The organism is Streptomyces sp. NPDC055099, assembly GCF_053607685.1.
The window spans coordinates 101,893-126,580 of record NZ_JBSGUA010000009.1 but is presented as its reverse complement, the minus strand read 5'-3'; the positions used below and the strand labels follow the sequence as shown (position 1 = coordinate 126,580).

22 protein-coding genes, 1 tRNA gene and 1 pseudogene are annotated in these 24,688 nt (G+C 68.6%); 23 read left to right on the top strand and 1 reads right to left on the bottom strand.

Annotation, left to right across the window (positions count from 1 at the left end; all coding sequences use genetic code 11):
- The first annotated feature begins 34 nt into the window (after positions 1-34).
- From ACWFRU_RS22760 to ACWFRU_RS22745, 4 genes and pseudogenes are all read left to right on the top strand, one after another.
- Positions 35-1,613, top strand: a pseudogene (locus ACWFRU_RS22760) (replication initiator).
- Positions 1,603-1,815 (top strand): helix-turn-helix transcriptional regulator, encoded by a 213-nt coding sequence (locus ACWFRU_RS22755; protein ID WP_453689664.1) that lies wholly within the window; start codon positions 1,603-1,605, stop codon positions 1,813-1,815. Before ACWFRU_RS22760 ends, ACWFRU_RS22755 begins: the two are co-directional and overlap by 11 nt.
- The gene (locus tag ACWFRU_RS22750; protein WP_453689662.1) at positions 1,812-3,182 is read left to right on the top strand and encodes a tyrosine-type recombinase/integrase; all 1,371 of its coding nucleotides are present in this window, start codon (positions 1,812-1,814) and stop codon (positions 3,180-3,182) included. Before ACWFRU_RS22755 ends, ACWFRU_RS22750 begins: the two co-directional genes overlap by 4 nt.
- A 266-nt stretch (positions 3,183-3,448) precedes the next feature.
- Positions 3,449-4,426: a restriction endonuclease gene (locus ACWFRU_RS22745; RefSeq protein WP_453689660.1), complete on the top strand. Its 978-nt coding sequence runs from the start codon at positions 3,449-3,451 to the stop codon at positions 4,424-4,426.
- A gap of 205 nt (positions 4,427-4,631) precedes the next feature.
- Here ACWFRU_RS22745 and ACWFRU_RS22740 read toward each other — a convergent pair.
- A tRNA-Arg gene (locus ACWFRU_RS22740) sits at positions 4,632-4,703 on the bottom strand.
- Positions 4,704-4,915: 212 nt separating this feature from the next.
- Here ACWFRU_RS22740 and ACWFRU_RS22735 point away from each other — a divergent pair.
- The 19 genes from ACWFRU_RS22735 (at position 4,916) to atpE (ending at position 24,647) form a co-directional block, all read left to right on the top strand.
- Complete coding sequence (locus tag ACWFRU_RS22735; protein ID WP_453689658.1) at positions 4,916-5,416, top strand: response regulator; 501 nt, start codon at positions 4,916-4,918, stop codon at positions 5,414-5,416.
- A 170-nt stretch (positions 5,417-5,586) separates the two neighbouring features.
- The gene (gene nrtL / locus ACWFRU_RS22730) at positions 5,587-6,795 is read left to right on the top strand and encodes an ArgS-related anticodon-binding protein NrtL (RefSeq protein WP_453689656.1); all 1,209 of its coding nucleotides are present in this window, start codon (positions 5,587-5,589) and stop codon (positions 6,793-6,795) included.
- 20 nt (positions 6,796-6,815) lie between these two features.
- Positions 6,816-6,947, top strand: a complete 132-nt coding sequence (locus tag ACWFRU_RS22725) for a hypothetical protein (RefSeq protein ID WP_453689654.1) — start codon at positions 6,816-6,818, stop codon at positions 6,945-6,947.
- Entirely contained in the window at positions 6,944-8,335 is a 1,392-nt protein-coding gene (gene lysA, locus ACWFRU_RS22720; protein WP_453689653.1) for a diaminopimelate decarboxylase, read from the top strand. The genes ACWFRU_RS22725 and lysA overlap by 4 nt, the downstream gene beginning before the upstream one ends.
- A gap of 138 nt (positions 8,336-8,473) precedes the next feature.
- On the top strand, positions 8,474-9,766 hold the full coding sequence (locus tag ACWFRU_RS22715; RefSeq protein WP_453689651.1) for a homoserine dehydrogenase: 1,293 nt from the start codon (positions 8,474-8,476) through the stop codon (positions 9,764-9,766).
- Positions 9,767-9,772: 6 nt separating this feature from the next.
- The gene (gene thrC, locus ACWFRU_RS22710) at positions 9,773-10,831 is read left to right on the top strand and encodes a threonine synthase (protein WP_363308191.1); all 1,059 of its coding nucleotides are present in this window, start codon (positions 9,773-9,775) and stop codon (positions 10,829-10,831) included.
- Positions 10,832-11,139: 308 nt separating this feature from the next.
- Positions 11,140-12,057 carry a homoserine kinase gene (gene thrB / locus ACWFRU_RS22705; RefSeq protein WP_453689649.1) on the top strand — a complete coding sequence of 306 codons (918 nt, stop codon included), beginning with the start codon at positions 11,140-11,142 and terminating at the stop codon, positions 12,055-12,057.
- Positions 12,058-12,429: 372 nt separating this feature from the next.
- Complete coding sequence (rho, locus tag ACWFRU_RS22700) at positions 12,430-14,493, top strand: transcription termination factor Rho (protein WP_453689647.1); 2,064 nt, start codon at positions 12,430-12,432, stop codon at positions 14,491-14,493.
- A 329-nt stretch (positions 14,494-14,822) separates the two neighbouring features.
- On the top strand, positions 14,823-15,947 hold the full coding sequence (locus tag ACWFRU_RS22695) for an LCP family protein (RefSeq protein ID WP_453689645.1): 1,125 nt from the start codon (positions 14,823-14,825) through the stop codon (positions 15,945-15,947).
- A gap of 149 nt (positions 15,948-16,096) precedes the next feature.
- A complete protein-coding gene (gene rpmE / locus ACWFRU_RS22690; RefSeq protein ID WP_363209283.1) occupies positions 16,097-16,315 on the top strand; it encodes a 50S ribosomal protein L31 in 219 nt (72 codons plus the stop codon).
- Between the two features lie 135 nt (positions 16,316-16,450).
- Positions 16,451-17,527, top strand: a complete 1,077-nt coding sequence (gene prfA, locus ACWFRU_RS22685; protein ID WP_453689642.1) for a peptide chain release factor 1 — start codon at positions 16,451-16,453, stop codon at positions 17,525-17,527.
- Positions 17,528-17,562: 35 nt separating this feature from the next.
- Positions 17,563-18,408, top strand: coding sequence for a peptide chain release factor N(5)-glutamine methyltransferase (gene prmC, locus ACWFRU_RS22680; RefSeq protein ID WP_361050016.1), 846 nt, complete (start codon positions 17,563-17,565; stop codon positions 18,406-18,408).
- A 47-nt stretch (positions 18,409-18,455) separates the two neighbouring features.
- Positions 18,456-19,103 carry an L-threonylcarbamoyladenylate synthase gene (locus tag ACWFRU_RS22675; protein WP_363209285.1) on the top strand — a complete coding sequence of 216 codons (648 nt, stop codon included), beginning with the start codon at positions 18,456-18,458 and terminating at the stop codon, positions 19,101-19,103.
- Complete coding sequence (locus ACWFRU_RS22670) at positions 19,100-19,741, top strand: arsenate reductase/protein-tyrosine-phosphatase family protein (RefSeq protein ID WP_453689640.1); 642 nt, start codon at positions 19,100-19,102, stop codon at positions 19,739-19,741. Before ACWFRU_RS22675 ends, ACWFRU_RS22670 begins: the two co-directional genes overlap by 4 nt.
- Positions 19,742-19,858: 117 nt before the next feature.
- Positions 19,859-21,130 (top strand): serine hydroxymethyltransferase, encoded by a 1,272-nt coding sequence (locus ACWFRU_RS22665; RefSeq protein WP_453689638.1) that lies wholly within the window; start codon positions 19,859-19,861, stop codon positions 21,128-21,130.
- A gap of 130 nt (positions 21,131-21,260) precedes the next feature.
- A complete protein-coding gene (locus ACWFRU_RS22660) occupies positions 21,261-22,583 on the top strand; it encodes an MraY family glycosyltransferase (protein WP_453689636.1) in 1,323 nt (440 codons plus the stop codon).
- Between the two features lie 260 nt (positions 22,584-22,843).
- Positions 22,844-23,281, top strand: a complete 438-nt coding sequence (locus ACWFRU_RS22655) for a hypothetical protein (protein ID WP_453689635.1) — start codon at positions 22,844-22,846, stop codon at positions 23,279-23,281.
- 276 nt (positions 23,282-23,557) lie between these two features.
- Positions 23,558-24,328: a F0F1 ATP synthase subunit A gene (atpB, locus tag ACWFRU_RS22650; protein ID WP_453689983.1), complete on the top strand. Its 771-nt coding sequence runs from the start codon at positions 23,558-23,560 to the stop codon at positions 24,326-24,328.
- A gap of 73 nt (positions 24,329-24,401) precedes the next feature.
- Positions 24,402-24,647, top strand: a complete 246-nt coding sequence (gene atpE / locus ACWFRU_RS22645) for an ATP synthase F0 subunit C (protein ID WP_453452208.1) — start codon at positions 24,402-24,404, stop codon at positions 24,645-24,647.
- The last annotated feature ends 41 nt before the right edge of the window (positions 24,648-24,688 follow it).

The window sequence follows — 24,688 nt, the reverse complement described above, 5'->3', positions numbered from 1 at the left end:
CCGCGCATCGTCCGCGCAAATCTCCTCTGCCCGAATGCGAGCTGAGGGACAAGGAACACCCGACCTGTGTCGGGCGGGAACAAGTTGTTCTCGTCGGACTCGACGGCTTCGAACGCTGGCTCTGCCCGGCGCACGCTGCCGCTGTCTGGCTCACCGATCCGACACTTCGCTTCAGTGCGAAGACTCGGCCGCAAGGAATCTCTGCCGTTATGGGGCACGCGTTCGGCGGCGGTGGTCGTCAATGACCACGCCTCCTGCCACCCTGCCGAAAGCTGTCTCTGCGCTGATCGATAGGGCAACGGAACCGGATTTCGCGGCCTGGCGGCGCCAGATCGTCCGCCTCGGCGGCTGCACGAACCCGATCCACCTCGTCGGCAGCGCAACGGTCGTCGATGCGTCGACCGGTGAGGCCCTGCTCTCGTACGGCTCGGATGTCTACGGCGGTCGACTGCTCACCGCATGTGGCAACCGCCGGGCAACGGTCTGCCCGACCTGCGCCCGTGTGTACTGGGCGGACACGTACCAACTGATCCGTGCCGGACTGATCGGCGGCAAGAACGTGGGGGAGGGGGTCGGCGAGCACCCTCGGGTGTTCGCCACCCTCACCGCTCCCGGATTCGGCCCTGTTCACACTCGTCGAGAACGAGATGGCCAGGTAAGAGCCTGCCGACCCCGTAAGAGAGGGGAAGCCTGCCCGCACGGCACGCCTGCTGGTTGCCATGCGCGGCACGCGGACGGTGATCCGCAGCTCGGTGAGCCGCTCTGCCCCCGGTGCTACGACTACGCCGGAGCCGTTCTCTGGCAAGCGCACTCCGGCCGACTCTGGCACCGCTTTGCTCTGGAGCTTCGCCGTGAGCTGGCCAGGAGGGGCGGGCTGTCCCGTGGCGAGATCGCCGACATGCTTCGTCTGTCGTACGCCAAAGTCGCGGAGTATCAGCGGCGCGGGCTGATCCACTTCCATGCCGTCATTCGCCTGGACGGTCCGGAGGGCCCGAGCTCGCCACCTCCCGCCTGGGCAACGACCGCGCTGCTCTCGGACGCCGTCGGCCGCGCGATCGAGAGGGTGGGTCTCGCCGCTCCCGGTCGGGACGTCATCGGGTCACGTGTGCTGCGGTTCGGCGACCAGATCGACGTACGTCCTATCTCTGCCTTCGGGGCGGGGGAGCGGCTTACCTCCGCGGCCGTGGCCGGTTACATCGCCAAGTACGCGACGAAGGGAGCCGAGGCCGCCGGCGCGGTGGACGGCCGCATTCACGGGGCTCGGGGACCTGGTCCTGCTGCCTGTACGTGCCCACGTGCTCCGCATGATCAGTACGTGTTGGTGGCTCGGCGGCTTGCCCGATTTCGAACCGCTCGGCTTACGGCGCTGGGCGCACATGCTCGGCTACGGCGGTCACTTCTCCAGCAAGTCGCGCCGATACTCCACGACCCTGACCGCACTCCGTCAGGCTCGCGCAGAACATCGCGCGGAGGAGCAGCGAGCCGGCCTTGGCGTCGGCCCACGGCCAACCGTCACGGTCGGCCAGTGGCGCTACGCCGGGCGCGGTTACTCCCCGGAGGCGGCGCTCCTGGCTGCCTCGGTGCGGGAGGGTGGTGCTTCCCATGGCGCGTGACACGCGTGCGAAGTCGGCCGACCTCCTCACCGTGCGGCAAGTGCTCGACGAACTGGGCGGCATCTCCCGACGCACCTTCTACCGCTGGCGGGAGCTCCGCATCGCGCCAGCGTGCATACGGCTGCCGAACGGTGAGCTGCGGGTCCGTCGTGACGTGCTCAACGAATGGTTGGCGGAGCGTGCGGAAGGGGCCGCCTCGTGAAGTCGTACAAGGTCGTCATCTGGAAGCTGAGCATCAACCGTTCCGCGAAGAAACCGACCTACCTCGTTCGCTGGTCCGTGGACGGCGAGCCGTTTCACGAGTCGCACAAGACGAAGGCTCTAGCGGACCGTTTCAGGGCCAAGCTTCTCCGAGCCGCTGACAAGGGCGAGCCATTCGACACAGTCACTGGTCTGCCCGACTCGCTTCGCGGCGGGAAGGCGGCGCTGTCGTTCCTCGACCTGGCGCGGAGGTACGTGGAAGCGCGTTGGGCGGAAGCGTCCGCGAAGCAACGGGACAGCGTGACCGATGCTCTGGCGACAGTCGTTCCCCTCCTCGTCAAGCCCGGGAGAGGTCGGCCCGCTCCCGAGGTGCTGCGGAGGGCGCTGCGCTCGTATGTCCTGCCGGTTCCCCGCCGGGAGCGGGAGCGACCGGAGGAGATCGCGGCGGCTGTGCGGTGGATCGAAAAGACCTCGCTTCCCGTGGGGGAGCTACAGGAGATCGCCCGTGTACACGAGCTGATCGACGGGTTGGGGCGGAGGCTGGACGGCAAGCCTGCCGCGACCCAGACGTATCGTCGACGCAGGGCGGTCGTCTTCAACGTGCTTGAGTACGCGGTGGAGTTGGAGTACCTGTCGTCCAACCCGCTGAGCCGTGTGCGCCGGAAGCGGGGGAAGCGGGCGGTGCAGGAGGTTGATCGTCGAGTGGTGGTCAATCCGCGCCAGGTGCGAGAGCTGCTCACGGCCCTCACGTACGTAGGCGGCTGGGACCGCGCGAGCGGCCGACGACTGAAGGCGTTCTTCGGCTGCCTGTACTACGCGGCCATGCGGCCAGGCGAGGCCCTTGGGCTCCGTCGCTCCGCCTGCACGCTTCCGGCGTCCGGCTGGGGTCGTATCGAGCTGACAGAGACTCGCCCCACGGCTGGGAAGGCGTGGACAGACTCCGGGGAGACACACGATCGGCGTGGCCTGAAGCAGCGGGCTCACGGTGCGGTGCGCATCGTGCCGGTACCTCCTCCGCTGGTGAGACTGCTCCTTGAGCACCTGAAGGAGTTCGGTACGGCCCCAGACGGTCGGTTGTTCTCCAGTGAGCGGGGCAACGTGATCGCAGCCTCGTCGTACTCCCGCGCCTGGAAGCAGGCTCGGGAACTGGCGCTCGTCCCGCACCAGGTGTCTTCGGTGCTGGCCTTCCGCCCGTACGACCTCCGTCACGCGGGCGTCTCCCAGTGGCTCAACTCCGGTGTGCCCGCCCCGGAGGTGGCGGCCCGCGCAGGCCACTCCGTGGACGTGCTGCTCAAGATTTACGCCAAGTGCATTGACGGTCAGGAGACCGAGATGAACGAACGAATTATGCGAGGTCTGAGTGACTGAGGGATAGCCCACGTCATCGCAGTAGATGGCGCCAAAGCTTCGGCTGAAAGAGGTCCCTGACGTGGTTGGGGGCCTCAAGCGTTTGGTGCCTTCGTCTCGATGGCGCAGTCGAAAGGACGCTACGTCATCTAACCTGACTTAGTTGATGAGTTCGGGCATCTGCGGCGTCTCTTGCTGCCAGTCTTTTGGATCAAGAAGGATCTTGCGGCCAGTGAGTCCAGCCGGCCCGAGGGGAATCGCTAGATGGACTCGGGGCGAGGATCGCGATGACACAGAATGATGCCTACCACTGGCCTCCGGAGCTGATGGAGCTATTGGTAGACACGATCCCCTTGCTGTGTCGCAGCAAGGTTGCCGTGCTCGACTTCCTGCGAGGTGCGGGGGTGAGTGAGGACCTGTTGTGCGGCTTCCGCCGACAGCTCCAACAGGATCCGTCAACGGTCAACAAATACAAGATTGTCAGGTCCGTCCTCCCCCGCTTGAACGAGCAAGGCGACCGTGGCCTCGGTGCGAGGCGGTTGCTGTTGCGCCGAGTCGCTGAGTTCGAGGACTTCTCCACGTGCTGGCCCGATGATCAACTCAAGGCCAAGGGTCTTGTGGCCGATGTCCGCAGGCTGGTCAACGTCAAGGACTCCTTTACGCGCTTGCAGCAGGAGAACGATCTGCAACGCCGAAACGATCACCTGGAGCGTCAAGCGACACGGGATGCGAAGGCTGCTCAAGCAGAGAAACGTCGCCAACGCGTCAAAGCACTGCGTGAGGAGCTAAACGCCGTTATCCGCATGGGTGACCCCCAACGACGCGGAACTGCCTTGGAGTCGCTGCTAAACAGAATCTTCGCTGCTGAGGGGCTGTCTGTGCGTGAGGCATTCGCGCTGCGGGATGAGGGCGGGCAGGTAACCGAGCAGATAGACGGTGTCGTCGAGCTGGACGGGGCTCCGTACCTCGTTGAGGTTAAGTACTGGGCTGACGTGCTCGGCAAGGGGCCTGTTGCTGAGCACCTCGTTCGGGTCTACGGCAGAGCCGAAGTGCGTGGCCTGATGATCTCTGCCTCGGGCTTCACGCAGCCAGCCGTAGACGAGTGCCGTCGCGTCCTGGCCCAGCGCGTCGTCGTTCTTGGGGAGCTGCGTGAACTCGTGATGGCGCTGGAACAAGAGCGGCCTCTGGATGAGTGGCTCCGGGAGAAGGTGCGGAGAGCCATGGTCGATCGCGAACCGCTCGCTATCTACGGTGTCCACTTCTGACGCGGCGACCACTCAGTGGGTTTCGCCGCTACGAGGGTGCTTCATGGCCCGTCTGAGCTGGGGTGTAGCCCACCAAGATCATTACGTCGACATTACGTGATCACTGGCAAACGGCTGCTTCTAGCGGCGTCCGCCTGCACATACGCCAAGACCCCGTCCTCAGCGAAACCGCTGATGGCGGGGTCTTCGGACACCTACTACAAGGTGCCCCCGGCAGGATTCGAACCTGCGCACACGGCTCCGGAGGCCGTTGCTCTATCCCCTGAGCTACGGGGGCGTGTCGGCCGGTTTGCGCGGCGACGTGTAGAACCCTACCAGCTCCTAACGGCTCCCCATGAACAGGTATTTCCGCACTCCGTGGCCGTGAGGGCGGGCGCTTGCGCACCCTGCGTCCCAGAGGCACCCCTGGGTCCGTCGCGCGGTCCCCCGTGCGGGGCGGAAGTGGGGAAAACCCGGACGCGGTGGTGGGCGCGGACCTACTCTCGAGTTGTGTCAGGCGTGTCAGGCCGCGTGCTTGTTGTGGACGACAACAAGGTCATCCGGCAGCTGATCAGGGTCAACCTCGAGCTGGAGGGCTTCGAGGTCGTGACCGCGGCTGATGGTGCCGAATGCCTGGACGTGGTCGACCAGGTCAGACCCGATGTCGTCACGCTCGACGTGGTCATGCCCCGCCTCGACGGGCTGCGTACCGCCGCTCGGCTGCGGTCCGATCCGCGGACGCGTGATCTGCCCGTCGTCATTGTCAGTGCCTGTACTCAGTACGAGGTGGAGAGCGGGCTCGAGGTCGGCGTGGACGCCTTCCTGGCCAAGCCCTTCGAACCCTCCGAACTCCTCGGCATCGTAAGGCAGTTGATGGAGAACGGCAGGCGTGGTGGGGCCCCGGCTGGCGGGGCCGTGAGTGGTGGGACCGCGAGTGGCGGCGGGGCGCTCAGCGGTGAGTTCGGCACTGCCGCCGGTGAAGCCGAGCGCGCGGGCCGCCCCAGCGGCTGAGCCCGATTGGTTCGGCGGCGTCCCCGGCCAGTCGGGGCGGTGACGGCCGGCCCCGAGCGGCTTGGCCTTCTCCGCTTGGCCCCGCGCGTCCTCGGCCCCGGCGTCCACATCCCGGACCATCGGGGAAACCAAGTCGCGTCCCCACCCCCCTCCTCCCATACGCTTGACCCGTGACCCCCGTCGAGCTCTCCCGCACCGTGCTGCGCGCCATGCGTCGCGCCGTCGATGACGGCGAGCTCGGCGGCCTCGGCGAGCTCAGTGGCCCTGGCGAGACGAGTGGCGGTGCCCCCTTGCGGGTCCTCGTCGAGCGGCCCCGGCCCGGTGGGTGCGGGGATTACGCCACCAACGTCGCCCTGCAGATCGCCCGCGCCGCCGGGCGTTCGCCCCGGCAGGTCGCCGAGGTGCTCTCCCCGCGGCTCGCCATGGAGCCCGGCATCGCGGCCGTCGACATCACCGGGCCCGGGTTCATCAACATCACCCTCGATCGGGGCGGCCCTCTCACCGGCCGCCCCGGCAGCAGCGCCCTCGGCCCGGGCAGCAGCGCCCTCGGCCCCAGCAGCGCCACCCTCGTACGCGACATCCTCGCTCTCGGCGCCCACTACGGCCACGTCCCCCCGGACCCAGCCGATAGCCCCACCCACGCTCACGCCCACACCCATCTCACCCCGCACGCCCCCCTCACCCTCCACTTCCCCCGCGAACCCCGCGCCGCCGTTCTCGCCGACTCCCTCCGCCGCATCCTCCGCACCCAGGGCATCCCCGTCCGCCTCACCTGCGACGAAGCCCCCGGCGACGAACCCCCCACCAACGAACCCCCCACCAACGAAGCCCTCGGCGTACCCGTAGACGCCCACGGAAAGCCCCCGGCAGACGCCGAGATCCTCCGGCCCCACCCCGCCCCCACCAGCCTCACCCCCCTCGGGCCCGACGCCACCCGCTGGGCCTTTCTCAGTTGCGCCGGGCACGATCGGCCCCGTGTCGGTGACGAGCTCCTGGTCCAGCGCCCGAGTAACCCCCTCTTCCGTGTGCGGTACGCCCACTCCCGCGTCCGTGCCCTCACGCGCAACGCCGCCGCCCTCGGTTTCAGCGCCGAGCCCGGTGACATAACCGGGCCGGAGACGTGGGATCTGCTCGACGCGCTCGTCGACCATCCCCGCATCCTCGCCGCGGCCGCCAGGCACCGTGCGCCCGATCGGCTTGCCCGGCATCTCGTCGTCATCGCGGATGCCTTCCTCGCCTTTCAGCCCGACGTCCTGCCGCTCGGTGACGAGAAACCCTTGGCCGCCCACCGCGCCCGGCTCGCGCTCGCCGAAGCCGCCGGGACGGTGCTCGCCGGCGGCCTGTCCCTGCTCGGCATCAATGCCCCCGAGTACTTGTGACACGTAGAGACGCGACTGACGTGACGGACGTGACTGACGTGACGGACATCGACGCAGCGGCCGACGCGCCACGTATCGACGACGCGCCACACATCGACGCCGCGCCCGCCGCGCCCCACGTGACCGAAGTGAGAGAGACGACCGCGACATGAGCCGTTCCGCACACCCCGCCGGGCCCCGCCACGCCGACGTGCTGCCCGAAGGGCACTACACCGCCCCGGCCGACGACCTGAACTCCCTCGACCCGAAGGTCTGGTCCCAGACCGTCGGGCGCAGCGCCGACGGCGTCGTCACCGTCGGCGGCATCGAGGTGACCCGGCTGGCCGAGGAGTTCGGCACCCCCGCCTACTTCCTCGACGAGGCCGACTTCCGCGCCCGCTGCCACGCCTGGCGCGGCGCCTTCGGCTCGGCCGCCGACGTCTTCTACGCCGGGAAGGCCTTCCTCTCGCGCGCCATCGTGAGGTGGCTGCACGAGGAGGGGCTGAATCTCGATGTGTGCAGTGGTGGTGAGCTCGCCACCGCTCTCGCCGCCGGCATGCCCGCCGACCGCATCGCCTTCCACGGCAACAACAAGACCGAAGAGGAGATCGAGCGGGCGATCGAAGCCGGTGTTGGACGTATCGTCCTCGACTCGTTCCAGGAGATCGTGCGCGTCGCGCACATCGCCGACCGGCTCGGCGTCCGTCAGCGCGTGCAGATCCGCGTGACCGTCGGCGTCGAGGCGCACACGCATGAATTCATCGCCACCGCCCACGAGGACCAGAAGTTCGGCATCGCCCTCGCCGGGGGACAGGCCGCCGAAGCCGTGCGCAGGGCCCTGCAGCTCGACGGGCTCGAGCTGATCGGCGTGCACTCGCACATCGGGTCGCAGATCTTCGACATGGCCGGGTTCGAGGTCAGTGCCCGGCGCGTCGTCCAGTTGCTCGCCGAGGTGCGGGACGAGCACGGCGTCGAGCTTCCCGAGATCGACCTCGGCGGTGGTCTCGGCATCGCCTACACCTCCGAGGACGACCCCCGCGAGCCGCACGAGATCGCCAAGGCGCTGAGCGAGATCGTCACGCGCGAGTGCGAGGCCGCGAACCTCCGCACTCCCCGTATCTCCGTCGAGCCCGGCCGTGCCATCGTCGGGCCCACCGCCTTCACCCTGTACGAGGTCGGCACCGTCAAGCCCCTCGAAGGACTGCGTACGTACGTCTCCGTCGACGGCGGCATGTCCGACAACATCCGTACGGCTCTCTACGACGCCGAGTACAGCGTCGCGCTCGTCTCGCGTGAGTCCGACGCCGAACCCATGCTCGTGCGCGTCGTCGGCAAGCACTGCGAGAGCGGGGACATCGTGGTGAAGGACGCGTTCCTTCCGGCGGACCTCGCGCCGGGCGACCTGATCGCCGTGCCCGCGACCGGCGCGTACTGCCGCTCCATGGCGAGCAACTACAACCACGCCCTGCGTCCGCCGGTCGTCGCCGTGCGGGACGGCGAGGCGCGGGTCATCGTCCGGCGCGAGACGGAGGAAGATCTTCTGCGCCTGGATGTCGGCTGAGGAAATACCGGCCGAGGAACAACGTCTGGCAGAGTATCGGCCAGTGAAATAGATGTCTCACCATCCGGACCGTGGACGGAAACCGCGATCCGGTGGGCGAGACTGGTCCCACTGTAGATGTATGAGAAGTGAGGTCGGATGATGCGTACGCGTCCGCTGAAGGTGGCGCTGCTGGGCTGTGGGGTTGTCGGCTCAGAGGTGGCGCGCATCATGACGACGCACGCCGACGACCTCACGGCCAGGATCGGCGCCCCGGTGGAGCTCGCCGGGGTCGCCGTCCGTCGCCCGTCGAAGGTGCGTGAGGGAATCGATCCTTCCCTCATCACCACCGACGCGACCGCACTGGTCAAACGCGGGGACATCGACGTCATCGTCGAGGTGATCGGCGGCATCGAGCCCGCCAGGACCCTGATCACCACCGCTTTCGAGCACGGCGCCTCCGTCGTCTCCGCCAACAAGGCGCTCATCGCGCAGGACGGCGCCGCGCTGCACGCCGCCGCCGAGGAGCACGGGCGGGATCTCTACTACGAGGCCGCCGTCGCCGGTGCCATTCCGCTGATCCGGCCGCTGCGCGAGTCCCTGGTCGGCGACAAGGTGAACCGCGTTCTCGGGATCGTGAACGGGACCACCAACTTCATCCTCGATGCCATGGACACCACCGGCGCCGGCTACCAGGAAGCCCTCGACGAGGCCACCGCGCTCGGGTACGCCGAAGCCGACCCGACCGCCGACGTCGAAGGCTTCGACGCCGCCGCCAAGGCCGCGATCCTCGCCGGTATCGCCTTCCACACGCGCGTGCGTCTCGACGACGTCTACCGCGAGGGCATGACCGAGGTGACGGCCGCCGACTTCGCGTCCGCGAAGCGCATGGGCTGCACCATCAAGCTCCTCGCCATCTGTGAGAGGGCCGCCGACGGCGGGTCCGTCACCGCGCGCGTGCACCCCGCGATGATTCCGCTCAGCCACCCGCTGGCGTCGGTCCGCGAGGCGTACAACGCCGTGTTCGTGGAAGCGGAGGCCGCGGGTCAGCTCATGTTCTACGGGCCCGGCGCGGGCGGCGCCCCCACCGCGTCGGCCGTGCTCGGCGACCTCGTCGCCGTCTGCCGCAACAAGCTCGGCGAGGCCACCGGGCCCGGCGAGTCCGCGTACACCCAGCTGCCCGTGAGCTCCATGGGCGAGGTCGTCACGCGGTATCACATCAGCCTCGACGTAGCCGACAAGCCGGGTGTCCTCGCCCAGGTCGCGACGGTCTTCGCCGAGCACGGCGTATCGATCGATACGGTCCGTCAGACGGGCAAGGACGGCGAGGCCTCCCTCGTCGTCGTCACCCACCGCGCGCCCGACGCCGCCCTCACCGGCACCGTCGAGGCGCTGCGGAATCTCGACACCGTGCGTGGTGTCGCCAGCATCATGCGGGTTGAAGGGGAGTAGGCAGCAATGACCCACCAATGGCGCGGAATCATCGAGGAGTACCGGGATCGTCTTCCCGTCTCCGACACGACGCCGGTCGTGACGCTCCGCGAGGGCGGCACGCCACTCGTGCCCGCGCAGGTGCTCTCCGAGCGCACGGGCTGCGAGGTGCATCTCAAGGTCGAGGGCGCCAACCCGACCGGGTCCTTCAAGGACCGCGGCATGACGATGGCGATCACGAAGGCCAAGGAGGAGGGCGCCAAGGCCGTCATCTGCGCCTCCACCGGCAACACGTCGGCCTCGGCCGCCGCCTATGCCGTACGCGCCGGGATGGTCTGCGCCGTCCTCGTGCCGCAGGGCAAGATCGCGCTCGGCAAGATGGGCCAGGCGCTCGTCTACGGCTCGAAGATCCTCCAGGTCGACGGCAACTTCGACGACTGCCTGAACCTCGCCCGCGCCCTCAGCGAGAACTACCCGGTGGCGCTGGTCAATTCGGTCAACCCGTTCCGTATCGAGGGCCAGAAGACCGCCTCGTTCGAGATCGTCGACGCGCTCGGTGACGCGCCCGACATCCACGTGCTCCCGGTGGGCAACGCGGGCAACATCACGGCCTACTGGAAGGGCTACAAGGAGTACGCCGCCGACTCGGTCTCGACGCGCACTCCTCGTATGTGGGGCTTCCAGGCCTCCGGTTCCGCGCCCATCGTGCGCGGCGAGATCGTCAAGGACCCGTCGACCATCGCCACCGCGATTCGCATCGGCAACCCCGCGTCGTGGCAGTACGCCCTCGACGCGCGCGACGAGTCGGACGGCTTCATCGACGAGGTGACGGACCGTGAGATCCTGCGCGCCTACAAGCTGTTGGCGTCCCAGGAGGGTGTCTTCGTCGAGCCGGCGTCGGCCGCTTCCGTCGCCGGTCTGCTGAAGGCGGCCGAGCAGGGCAAGGTCGACAAGGGGCAGCGCATCGTCTGCACCGTCACCGGCAACGGCCTCAAGGACCCCGACTGGGCCGTCGCCGGCGCACCGCAGCCGGTCACGGTGCCGGTCGACTCGGCCGCCGCGGCCGAGCGCCTGGGTCTGGCGTAGCCGAATTTGGTCTGGCGCGAGCGTCCCGGATCTGGCATAACCGTCCCGGTCCTGGATAACCGCAGCCTGACGGCGGGCATAACCACCTGGAAAACCCGCAACTCCGCATAGGGGGTGCACAGGGGGCTTACGACACGCATCGTGCGCCTCCTGTGCGCCCTATGTCGCCACAGAACCTTCCTTCGATAGGCTGTACCGAACCCGCCCCGCCGCATATGCCGCGGTGCTGCCGCAGAGCGGCCTTCGGGTAGTGCCTCATCACGTGGCAAGTCCTCAAAAGATCGCAGCTCAAGGAGAGTCATCGAGCGATGGCCGGTCCCGCGTTCCGCGCCGCCGCCGTCCGGGTGCGCGTCCCCGCCACCAGCGCCAACCTCGGCCCGGGCTTCGACGCCCTCGGCCTGTCGCTGGGTCTGTACGACGACGTCGTCGTACGGGTGGCCGACACCGGACTGAACATCGACATCGCAGGTGAGGGCAGCGAGACGCTCCCACGCGACGAGTCGCATCTGTTGGTACGTTCCCTGCGCACCGCCTTCGACCTGCTCGGCGGACAGCCGCGCGGGCTCGAAATCGTCTGTGCCAACCGCATTCCGCACGGCCGGGGCCTCGGCTCCTCGTCCGCCGCCATCTGCGCGGGCATCGTCGCCGCGCGCGCCGTGACGATAGGCGGCGACGCCCGGCTCGACGACAACGCGCTGCTCGAACTCGCCACCGAGATCGAGGGCCACCCCGACAACGTCGCCGCCTGTCTGCTCGGCGGCTTCACGCTCTCCTGGATGGACGGGGGAGCGGCGCGGGCGATCCGGATGGACCCCGCCGACTCCGTCGTTCCGGTGGTCTTCGTACCGGGAAAGCCCGTCCTGACCGAGACCGCGCGCGGTCTGCTCCCGCGCACCGTCCCGCACGTCGACGCCGCCGCCAACGCGGGCCGGGCCGCACTGCTCGTAGAGGCCCTGACCAGGCGCCCCGAGCTGCTGCTCCCCGCCACCGAGGACCGGCTCCACCAGGACTACCGCGCACCCGCCATGCCCGAGAGCGCCGCCCTGGTCGAGCGCCTGCGCGCGGACGGTGTGCCAGCGATGATCTCCGGCGCGGGACCCACGGTCCTCGCGCTGGCCGACGAGAGTGCGGCGGACAAGGTCGCACGCCTTGCCGGCGAGGGCTGGGCGGCCAACCGCCTGGCGCTCGACGCGTCCGGCGCGAGCGTGTTGCCGCTTGCGCCCTGACACCCGTTAGCCGGTTACAAGAGGGGGAATGTTTGTTGGATCCGGTAGTGTTAACCTCAAGTCTGCACCCGACCCCACCATGGCGAGGTGCTTCGTGTCCCCGTCCGGGACATCAATCCTTCCGGGAGCCTCCCAAACTGCTCTGTGCCTCGCACTGAGCGGTGCCGAGCACGCTCCGGAACCGGCGTGACCGAGCCGAGTGACACCGCACCTCAGTGGCACCTCACCGGGACTCGCCATCACCAGTGAATTCTTCCGCCGCGCGTTGGCGGACCACCGCCCCGGCACGGTCCACACACCAAAGGACCTCCGGACAGCACAACCGGTCGCCGAGCCAGACAGGCCGACGTCCGCTCCAGGGAAGGACCCTTCGTGAGCGACACCACCGATCTGATGGGCGTGACTGCCGACACGCCCGCCACGGACGCCTCTGCGGCGCCTGCCACCGGTGCTTCGGCCGGGTCCCGGCGGCGCCGCGGCACCGGCCTCGATGGCATGGTGCTGGCGGAACTGCAGCAGGTCGCATCCGGCCTCGGTATCAAGGGCACCGCGCGGATGCGCAAGAGCCAGCTGATCGAGGTCATCAAGGAGGCGCAGGCCGGAGGGGGAGCCTCCGCCAAGAGCGCCGCGCCCGCCTCCTCCGCGGACACCGAGACGAAGCCCAAGCGCCGGGCCACCTCGAAGGCCCGGACGGGCGAGGACACCGCCGCGAACGCGGCGAGCTCGGACAAGGCCGCCAAGGCGAGCAAGGCCGACAAGGCCGAGCAGCCGGCCAAGGCCGACGACGCCGCCCAGCAGCAGATCGACATCCCGGGCCAGCCCGCGGGTGCCGACAAGGGTGAGCGCCGTCGTCGCCGTGCCACCGCCGACGCGGGCAGCCCCGAGACGGTCACCGCCGAGGCGAAGAGCGAGCCGAGGAACGACGCCAAGAGCGAGGCCAAGGCGGACGCGCCGTCCGAGGCCAAGGGCGACGGCTCCGGCGACAACAACGCCGACGGCCGCCGTGACCGCCGTGACCGCCAGGGCCGTGGCCGCGACCGCGACCGCCGTGGCAACAAGGGCGACGAGCAGCAGGGCGGCAACCGCCAGCAGGGCGGCGGCCGTCAGGACCGCCAGGACCGCGGCGACCGCCAGGACCGTCAGCAGCGGGACCAGCGCGACAACGGACCGCAGGACGACTTCGACGACGAGGCGGGTGGCCGTCGCGGCCGCCGCGGCCGTTACCGCGACCGCCGTGGCCGTCGTGGGCGCGACGAGTTCGGCGGCGCGAGCGAGCCGCACGTCGCCGACGACGACGTACTGATCCCCGTCGCGGGCATCCTGGACATCCTCGACAACTACGCGTTCATCCGTACGTCGGGCTACCTCCCGGGTCCGAACGACGTGTACGTGTCGCTCGCCCAGGTCCGCAAGAACGGTCTGCGCAAGGGTGACCACATCACCGGCGCCGTCCGTCAGCCCAAGGACGGCGAGCGCCGCGAGAAGTTCAACGCGCTCGTCCGCCTCGACTCGGCGAACGGCATGGCGGCCGAATCCGGGCGCGGGCGACCGGAGTTCAACAAGCTGACGCCCCTTTACCCCCAGGACCGGCTCCGTCTGGAGACCGACCCGGGCGTGCTCACCACCCGCATCATCGACCTCGTGTCGCCGATCGGTAAGGGCCAGCGCGGTCTGATCGTGGCTCCGCCGAAGACCGGCAAGACCATGATCATGCAGGCGGTCGCGAACGCGATCACCACGAACAGCCCCGAGTGCCACCTGATGGTCGTCCTGGTCGACGAGCGTCCGGAAGAGGTCACCGACATGCAGCGGTCGGTGAAGGGCGAGGTCATCTCCTCGACCTTCGACCGTCCGGCCGAGGACCACACCACGGTCGCCGAGCTCGCCATCGAGCGCGCCAAGCGTCTCGTGGAGCTGGGTCACGACGTGGTCGTGCTGCTCGACTCGATCACCCGCCTGGGCCGTGCGTACAACCTGGCGGCCCCGGCCTCCGGCCGCATCCTGTCCGGTGGTGTCGACTCGACCGCGCTCTACCCGCCGAAGCGCTTCTTCGGTGCGGCGCGCAACATCGAGGACGGCGGCTCGCTGACCATCCTCGCCACCGCGCTCGTCGACACCGGTTCGCGCATGGACGAGGTGATCTTCGAGGAGTTCAAGGGCACCGGCAACATGGAGCTCAAGCTCGACCGGAAGCTCTCCGACAAGCGCATCTTCCCGGCGGTGGACGTCGACGCGTCCTCCACCCGCAAGGAAGAGATCCTGCTCAACAGCGAAGAGCTGGCGATCGTCTGGAAGCTGCGCCGGGTGCTGCACGCGCTCGACTCGCAGCAGGCCATCGAGCTGCTTCTCGACAAGATGAAGCAGACGAAGTCGAACGCCGAGTTCCTCATGCAGATCGCGAAGACGACCCCGACGCCGGGCAACGGCAACGACTAGTCGCCGCACCATCGCGAAGGGCCGCCCCCGTCATCCGACGGGGGCGGCCCTTTCTGTGTCGCAGGGGGCGCGTGACGAGCGCGTAATGACCTTGGCCACACGTCTAAGAGATCCTTATGGTCACGGGCAGTAGCCCCGTGCCCGGAGAAACCGCAGGTGAGAGGCTATAAGGGTGGGAAAGGAGTGCACGATGGGTCACAAGTGCGCGCCGGGGCGCTCACAAATCGCTGTGCAACCCTTCTTTCGGTTTCCACGTCTGACTAGTGACGCCAGACCACGCCTGACCCTGAAAGCAGGGGGTAACCGACCCGACGAGGACTGAGGAGCACATGACCGACGAGAGCGCACCCGCGGCGGATCCGGCACCGAAGCGCGCCCGGGGTGGTGGCGGTCGGCGTCGCAAGCCGCGCGAGAAGCGCAGCAAGGTCCTCGTCGTCACCGCGTGGACCGCGGCGTCGGTGGTCGTCATCGGCGGTGCGGGCCTCGGCTTCGTGTACTTCAAGCTCAACGGCAACATCAAGGGCGTCGACATCAACGCGGCGCTCGGCACGGACCGCCCGCAGGACGTCGACAACGGCTCGCAGGACATCCTCGTCCTCGGCTCGGACTCCCGCTCCGGCGACAACGCCAAGTACGGCAAGGACGAGGGCGCCGCCCGCTCCGACACGGCGATGGTCGTGCACGTGAACAAGGGCCACAAGACGGCCAGCGTCGTCTCCATACCCCGCGACACCCTCATATCCCGGCCCGAGTGCCAGACGGACGACGGCAAGACGGACCCGGGCGGACAGCGGCAGATGTTCAACACGGCGTACGAGGTCGGTGGCCCCGCCTGCGCCGTCAAGACCGTGGAGAAGATGTCCGGCATCCGGATGGACCACTACGTCGAGGTGGACTTCTCCGGCTTCAAGAAGCTCATCAACACCCTCGGCGGCGTCGAGATCACCACCAAGAAGGCGATCAACGACAAGGACAGCCACCTCAATCTCAAGGCCGGCACGCACCAGCTCACCGGCGAGCAGGCCCTCGGCCTGGTCCGCACCCGGCACGGCGTCGGCGACGGCAGCGACCTCGGCCGCATCCAGCTCCAGCAGGCCTTCATCAAGGCCCTGATCAACCAGGTCAAGGACGTCGGCGTCTTCAGCAACCCGAAGAAGCTCTACGACCTGGCGAACGACGCGACCAGCGCCATCACCACCGACTCCGACCTGAACGACGTCAAGAGCCTCGCGGGCTTCGCGGGCGGCCTCAAGGGCATCGGCGCGGGCGACATGAAGATGGTCACGATGCCCGTCCAGTACGACCCGGCGGACCCCAACCGCGTCCTGCCCCTGGAGAAGGCCGACCAGCAGGTCTGGGACGCGCTCAAGGCCGACAAGCCCATTCCCAAGTCCGCCACCAAGAAGTCCGCGGGCGACAAGGGCGACGCCAGCGACGTGGTGACCAGCGACTAGCGGTCCCCCGAGCCCGCCGGGGAATAGAACAGGACCCACCCCGGTTTGGGCAGATGCGACCAGTCCTGGCAGACTGGTACGTCGGCCCCGGTTCACGTACGAGCAATCAGCGCGTACGACCCGGCGCCCTCCCGAAACTAGGAGACACCTTGAAGCGCGACATCCACCCCGAGTACTTCGAGACCCAGGTCAGCTGCACCTGCGGCGCGGAGTTCACCACCCGCAGCACGATCTCCAGCGGCACCGTCCGTGCCGAGGTCTGCTCCGAGTGCCACCCGTTCTACACGGGCAAGCAGAAGATCCTCGACACCGGTGGCCGCGTGGCCCGCTTCGAGGCCCGCTTCGGCAAGGCTGCAGCCAACAAGTAGCGAGCCACTGCGCCGGTCTTCGGCCGCCCCCGGGAGGGGGCGGTTGGGACCGGCGCTTTGCCGTCTGATCGCAGCAGCCACCTTCGCGTAGAACCCTTGCGCAGTACCTTCGCGTAGAAAACTCAGGAGACCCCGATGTTCGAGGCGGTCGAGGAACTGATCGGCGAGCACGCCGATCTGGAGACGAAGCTCGCGGACCCCTCGGTCCACGCCGACCAGGCCAACGCGCGCAAGCTCAACAAGCGCTACGCCGAGCTGACCCCGATCGTCTCGACGTACCGCGCCTGGAAGCAGACCGGCGACGACATCGCGACGGCCCGTGAACTGGCCGCGGAGGACCCGGAGTTCGCCGCGGAGGTCAAGGAGCTGGACAAGCAGCGCGAGGAGCTCACCGAGAAGCTGCGGCTTCTGCTGGTGCCCCGCGACCCCAGCGACGACAAGGACGTCATCCTCGAGGTGAAGGCGGGCGCGGGCGGCGACGAGTCGGCGCTCTTCGCCGGCGACCTCCTGCGCATGTATCTGCGGTACGCGGAGCGCGTGGGCTGGAAGACCGAGATCATCGACGCCACCGAGTCCGAGCTCGGCGGCTACAAGGACGTCCAGGTCGCCGTGAAGACCAAGGGCGGCAACGGCGCGACCGAGCCCGGTCAGGGCGTCTGGGCGCGGCTGAAGTACGAGGGCGGCGTGCACCGCGTGCAGCGCGTCCCGTCCACCGAGTCCCAGGGGCGGATCCACACCTCCGCGGCCGGTGTCCTCGTGACGCCCGAGGCCGAGGAGGTCGACGTCGAGATCCACGCGAACGACCTGCGCATCGACGTCTACCGCTCGTCGGGCCCCGGCGGCCAGTCCGTCAACACGACCGACTCCGCGGTGCGCATCACGCACCTGCCCACCGGCGTCGTGGCCTCCTGCCAGAACGAGAAGAGCCAGCTCCAGAACAAGGAGCAGGCGATGCGTATTCTGCGCTCCAGGCTTCTCGCCGCGGCTCAGGAGGAAGCGGAGAAGGAGGCGGCGGACGCCCGGCGCAGCCAGGTCCGAACCGTCGACCGCTCCGAGAAGATCCGGACGTACAACTACCCGGAAAACCGGATCTCGGACCACCGTGTCGGCTTCAAGGCGTACAACTTGGACCAGGTGCTCGACGGAGACCTCGACGCGGTCATCCAGGCCTGCGTCGACGCGGACTCCGCAGCCAAGCTCGCGGCCGCGTAAGCACCCGACAACCGCACTGCCCCCGGAGGACCAGCGTGAACCTGCTGCTCGCGGAAGTGGCTCAGGCCACCCAGCGGCTGGCCGACGCCGGCGTGCCCTCGCCGCGCAACGACGCGGAGGAGCTCGCGGCCTTCGTGCACGGCGTGAAGCGGGGCGAGCTGCACTCCGTCAAGGACTCGGACTTCGACGCCCGCTACTGGGAGACGATCGCGCGCCGTGAGGCCCGCGAGCCGCTCCAGCACATCACCGGGCGCGCGTTTTTCCGCTACCTCGAACTTCAGGTCGGGCCCGGTGTCTTCGTCCCGCGGCCCGAGACCGAGTCCGTCGTGGGGTGGGCCATAGACGCGGTGCGCGCGATGGACGTCGTCGAGCCGCTCATCGTCGACCTCTGCACGGGCTCCGGGGCCATCGCGCTGGCCATGGCGCAGGAGGTCCCGCGCTCGCGCGTGCACGCCGTGGAGCTCTCCGAGGACGCCCTGAAGTGGACGCGGAAGAACGTCGAGGGGTCCAGGGTCAAGCTCTCCCAGGGCGACGCGCGTGACGCCCTGCCGGAGCTCGACGGCCAGGTCGACCTCCTCATCTCGAACCCTCCGTACATCCCGCTCACCGAGTGGGAGTACGTCGCTCCGGAAGCCCGTGACTACGACCCGGAGCTGTCGCTCTTCTCCGGCGAGGACGGTCTCGACCTGATCCGCGGCATCGAGCGCACCGCCCACCGTCTGCTGCGGCCCGGCGGTGTCGTCGTCATCGAGCACGCGGACACCCAGGGCGGCCAGGTGCCGTGGATCTTCACCGAGGAGCGGGGCTGGGCCGACGCGGCCGATCACCCCGACCTCAACAACAGGCCGAGGTTCGCGACCGCCCGCAAGGCGATGCCGTGAACCCCACCACTTCAAGCCAGCAGTACGTGTACGAGGAGGCCCGCTAGATGGCACGGCGATACGACACCAATGACGCGACCGACCGTACGACCGGTCTGCGCGAGGCCGCGTCGGCCGTCCGCCGTGGCGAGCTGGTCGTGCTGCCCACCGACACCGTCTACGGGATCGGTGCCGACGCCTTCACGCCGGAGGCGTGCGCCGACCTGCTCGACGCCAAGGGCCGTGGCCGCAACATGCCCACGCCTGTCCTCATCGGCTCCCCGAACACGCTGCACGGCCTGGTCACCGACTTCTCCGAGTCGGCCTGGGAGCTCGTCGACGCCTTCTGGCCCGGGGCCCTGACCCTGGTCGCCAAGCAGCAGCCGTCGCTCCAGTGGGACCTCGGGGACACCCGCGGGACCGTCGCGATCCGGATGCCGCTGCACCCCGTCGCCATCGAACTGCTCACCGAGGTCGGCCCCATGGCGGTCTCCTCGGCGAACCTCACGGGACACCCGTCCCCCGAGGACTGCGACGCCGCGCAGGAGATGCTCGGCGACTCCGTCTCCGTGTACCTGGACGGCGGCCCGACGCCGGGCATCGTCCCCTCCTCGATCGTGGACGTCACCGGGCAGGTTCCGGTGCTGCTGCGCGCGGGCGCCCTGACCGCGGAGGAGCTCCGCAAGGTGGTACCCGACCTCGAGGTGGCGAATTGACAGCCCCTGAGACGGGGCGTGGCATAGCGGCTTATCCCGATTCGTTCCGCATCCTCCACGTCAGCACCGGCAATGTGTGCCGCTCGCCGATCACTGAGCGGCTGACCAGGCATGCCCTGGCCGACCGCCTGGGTGATCCCTTCACCGGCGGCCTGATCGTGGAGAGCGCGGGCACGTGGGGGCACGAGGGCGCCCCCATGGAGACCAACGCCGAGGCGGTGCTCGCCGACTTCGGCGCGGACGCCTCCGGCTTCAAGGGGCGCGAGCTCCTCGACGAGCACGTCATCCGCGCCGACCTCGTCCTGACGGCCACCCGGGACCACCGGGCGCAGGTCATCTCGATGGGCCACTCGGCGGGGCTGCGCACGTTCACGCTCAAGGAGTTCACGCGGCTCGTGCGGGCCATAGACCCGGCGACGCTGCCGCACCCCGACGGGGGAGTGGTGGAGCGCGCCAGAGCCCTCGTGCGGGCCGCCGCGGCGCTGCGGGGCTGGCTCCTGGCGCCCACGGCCGAGGCCGACGAGGTGTACGACCCCTACGGGGCGCCGCTGCCGTTCTTCCGCTCGGTGGGCGACGAGATCCACGAGGCGCTCGATCCGGTGGTGACGGCGCTGACGGGCGTGCGGGCCAAGGCGTAAACCTTTCTCTGCGCCCCTGGTCTTCTCTGCGCCTCTGGTCGCGCGACGCCGCGCGGGCTCCGTGGGGCGGGCCTACATTGGAGGGACCCGCACCCCTCGCGAGGCCCGGAGCCCAAGATGCCGGTCAGCACCGCACCCACCGCCGCCCCGTCGGCCCCCGCTGACTTCGACGCGCTCCGCCGCGCGGACCCCCAGATGGCGGAGGTCCTCCTCGCCGAGCAGGACCGGCAGGCGTCCGGCCTCCAGCTCATCGCCGCGGAGAACTTCACCTCGCCCGCGGTGCTCGCCGCCCTGGGCTCCCCGCTCGCCAACAAGTACGCCGAGGGATACCCCGGCGCCCGTCACCACGCCGGCTGCGAGCTGGTGGACGTCGCCGAGCGCATCGCCGTCGAGCGCGCCAAGGCCCTCTTCGGCGCCGAGCACGCCAATGTGCAGCCGCACTCCGGCTCCTCCGCGGTCCTCGCCGCATACGCCGCCCTGCTGCGCCCCGGCGACACCGTCCTCGCCATGGGCCTGCCGTACGGCGGCCACCTCACGCACGGCTCACCCTCCAACTTCTCGGGCCGCTGGTTCGACTTCGTGGGCTACGGCGTCAACGCGGAAACCGGCCTCATCGACTACGAAGAGGTTCGCGCCCTGGCCCGCGCGCACCAGCCGAAGGCGATCGTCTGCGGCTCCATCGCCTACCCCCGGCACATCGACTACGCGGCGTTCCGCGACATCACCGACGACGTCGGCGCGTACCTCATCGCCGACGCCGCCCACCCGATCGGCCTGATCGCCGGGGGAGCGGCCCCCAGCCCCGTGCCGTACGCCGACGTCGTCTGCGCCACGACCCACAAGGTGCTCCGCGGCCCGCGCGGCGGCCTGATCCTGTGCGGCACCGAGCTCGCTTCGCGCATCGACCGGGCGGTGTTCCCCTTCACACAGGGCGGCGCGCAGATGCACACGATCGCCGCCAAGGCGGTCGCGTTCGGCGAGGCGGAAACCCCGGCCTTCACCGCGTACGCCCATCGGGTCGTCGCGAACGCGCGGGTCCTCGCCCAGGCGCTGGCCACCGCGGGCTGCGAGATCACCACCGGAGGAACGGACACGCACCTGATCCTGGCCGACCCCGCGCCCCTGGGCGTCGACGCGCACACCGCCCGCGGCAGACTCGCCGCCCACGGCCTCGTCCTCGACACCTGCGCCCTGCCCTACGCCGACGGCCGCGGCCTGCGCCTCGGCACCGCGGCCGTCAGCACGCAGGGCATGGGCGACGGCGAGATGGTGCGCATCGCCGGCCTCTTCGCCGCCGCGGTCCGCGACCCATCCACAGAGCCGAACGACTCGAAAGTACGAGAGGAAGTGCGGGAACTGGTGGGCAGATTTCCGCCGTATACCGCCTAGGTCGGGGTAGCGGCGTCAGGGGAAGGCGCGTACTCGTGCAACCATCGTCGCTACCCGGTAGTCCCCGACCATATGCACGCAGAGCTAGGGTGTGGGGCTGAGATGGCCAGCGATACCTGTGGGGAAGCCCGTGCGTGAATACCTGCTGACGCTCTGCATCACGGCCGCGGTGACTTACCTGCTGACCGGCCCGGTGCGGAAGTTCGCGATCGTGGCCGGCGCCATGCCGGAGATCCGCGCCCGCGACGTGCACCGGGAGCCCACGCCCCGGCTCGGCGGTATCGCGATGTTCTTCGGGTTGTGCGCCGGACTCCTCGTCGCCGACCACCTGCCGAATCTCAACGACGTCTTCGAGCGGTCCAACGAACCGCGCGCGCTGCTCTCCGGCGCCGCGCTGATCTGGCTGATCGGTGTCCTCGACGACAAGTTCGAGATCGACGCCCTGATCAAGCTGGGCGGCCAGATGATCGCCGCCGGTGTCATGGTCCTCCAGGGCCTGACGATCCTGTGGATCCCGGTCCCGGGTTACGGCATGGTGCTCCTCGACCAGGGCCAGGGCACGCTCCTGACGGTCGCGCTCGTCGTCATCACCATCAACGCCGTGAACTTCGTGGACGGCCTCGACGGCCTCGCCGCGGGCATGGTCTGCATCGCGGCCACGGCGTTCTTCCTCTACGCCTACCGCATCTGGTACGGCTACGGCATCGAGGCCGCGGCCCCCGCCACGCTCTTCGCCGCGATCCTGATGGGCATGTGCCTGGGCTTCCTGCCGCACAACCTCCATCCCGCCCGCATCTTCATGGGGGACTCCGGCTCGATGCTGATCGGCCTGGTGCTCGCGGCGGGCGCGATCTCCGCCACGGGTCAGATCGACGGCGACGCCCTGAGCCTGAACTTCGGGGGCACCCGCGACGCCACCCACGCGATGCTCCCGGTCTTCATCCCGCTCCTGATGCCGCTGACGATCATCGCGATCCCGTTCGCCGACCTGGTCCTCGCGATCGTGCGGCGCACGTGGAACGGCAAGTCGCCGTTCGCCGCCGACCGCGGCCACCTGCACCACCGTCTCCTCGAGATCGGCCACTCCCACAGCCGCGCGGTGCTGATCATGTACTTCTGGTCGGCGCTGATCGGCTTCGGCACGGTGGCGTACTCGGTCCACTCGGCCAGCATGTGGATCCTGCTCGTCATCGTCGCCCTGAGCGCGGTGGGCCTCGTACTGCTGATGCTGCCGAGGTTCAGGCCGCACATCCCGCGCTGGGCGGAGTCCTTCGTGCCGCCGCGTTACCGGCGGCGCAGGGGAGCCGCGACGGACGCCGCGGCGGACGGGACAGACGCAACGGACGAGGCCGCGGACGATCGTCCTCCGGTCGGGTCCGGCGTCAACGGAGCGACGGCCGTCGGCACCCGCTCACACTTCGAGGACCGGCACAAGGCCGAGTCGTCGAGTTGACGGCGGTCGGCAAACTCGCCCAATACCAGACAAGTTGCCGCGCCGCGTGCACATACGCGCGGATTAACTCTCATGTGTGACGGCGAGCACACCTAGCAGGTAAAGACCTCATCAAATAGTTTGTGATACCGTTCACGAAACCAGGGGATAGAGCCGAAGGACCGTAGTGCGACGGTCCATTGGCCCGAGGGACACTCTCGACCCCGGACTACGCTCGTCCATGACGACACCCTGCCCCCATCAGTAAGCGGAGCGCCGCCATGCCGTCTCAAGACACCCGAACTCTCCTGCAGTCCGCCGTGCCCACTGCTGCCGTCGGCGCGATCGTCGCGTTGGTGAGTGGTGTGGTCGCGGGTGGCAAGGGGGCTCTCGGGGCTGTCATCGGCACCGCGGTGGTCATCGCCTTCATGGGGCTCGGAATGTTCGTCCTGCAGCGGACGGCGAAATCGCTTCCGCAGTTGTTTCAGGCGATGGGCATGATGCTCTACGTCGCCCAACTTCTGCTGCTCCTCATCTTCATGGGCCTGTTCAAGGACACCACGCTCTTCAATCCGAAGGCCTTCGCCGCCGCGCTCGTCGTGGCGACCGTCGTGTGGATGGCCTCGCAGGCTCGTGCGCACATGAAGGCCAAGATCCTTTACGTTGAACCCGACTCCGCGCAGAACGACAAGCCGGAGAAGTCGGGGTCCTCGACGTGAAGGGTAGGGCCGGGATAAATGCGCGTTCGAGATGCTGCTATCGTCCGGTGCCAACTGCGGCACTGCCGGCGCGGGCATCTGAGCTGACGCCTGCACGATCGCGAGGCTCGATGCCTGAACGCCGCGCCCACATCCGAAACACCAGTCTGGTGCCGAATCGCGGCTGCGCGCCGCGCCGACACGACAACGAGGTTGCCGTACCTATGCGTCACGCCGAAGGAGCCCGCGGTGAGTGCTGACCAAACTGAGCTCGCCTTTGACTGGAGCTGTCGGATCATGTCCGACAACGGCTGTGGCTTCCCGGCTCCGGGCCTGCACTCGTTCCTCTTCAAGCCGATCTTCGAGGTCGGCGGGTTCGAGTTCAACAAGGTCATGCTGCTCGCCCTGCTGACCACGCTTGTCGTCGTCACCTTCTTCTACGCCGCCTTCGGCAAGGCGAAGGTCGTCCCCGGCAAGCTGCAGATGGCAGCCGAGGCCGGATACGACTTCGTGCGCCGCGGGATCGTCTACGAGACGATGGGCAAGAAGGACGGCGAGAAGTTCGTCCCCCTCATGGTCTCGCTGTTCTTCTTCATCTGGATCATGAACATCTGGTCGGTCATTCCGCTGACCCAGTTCCCGGTGTCCTCGATCTTCGCGTACCCCGTGGTCCTCGCGCTCATCGTGTACTTCATCTGGGTGCCGCTCACCTTCAAGAAGCACGGCTTCGTCGGTGGCTGGAAGAACATCACCGGCTACGACAACTCGCTGGGCCCGATCAAGTGGCTCGTGTCGTTCATCGAGTTCTTCTCGAACCTGCTTGTGCGTCCCTTCACGCACGCGGTGCGACTCTTCGCCAACATGTTCGCCGGTCACCTGATGCTGGTGATGTTCACCGTCGCCTCCTGGTACCTGCTGAACAGCTGGATGATCCCGGCCGCCGGTGTCTCGTTCGTGATGACCATGGCCATGATCCTCTTCGAGCTCTTCGTGCAGGCCGTTCAGGCGTACGTCTTCGTGCTGCTTGCCTGCTCGTACATTCAGGGCGCTCTCGCCGAGCACCACTGAGCCCCTCCGCAAGTCCCCCTAAGCGCCCGGTGGCCAACCCCCACCGGTCCATGAAAGAGAAGGAAGTAACGGCATGTCCGCGACTCTCGAACTCGCCGCCGTCTCCGGTGACCTCAAGGCCCTCGGCTCCATCGGTTACGGTCTCGCCGCGATCGGCCCCGGCATCGGTGTTGGCATCGTCTTCGGTAAGGGCACCGAGGCCCTGGCCCGTCAGCCCGAAGCCGCTGGTCTGATCCGTGCCAACCAGATCCTTGGTTTCGCCTTCTGTGAGGCGCTCGCCCTCATCGGCATCGTCATGCCGTTCGTCTACGGCTCCTGATCGCCAAAGACGATTAGCCCCGTTCGACGAAAGGCAATGAT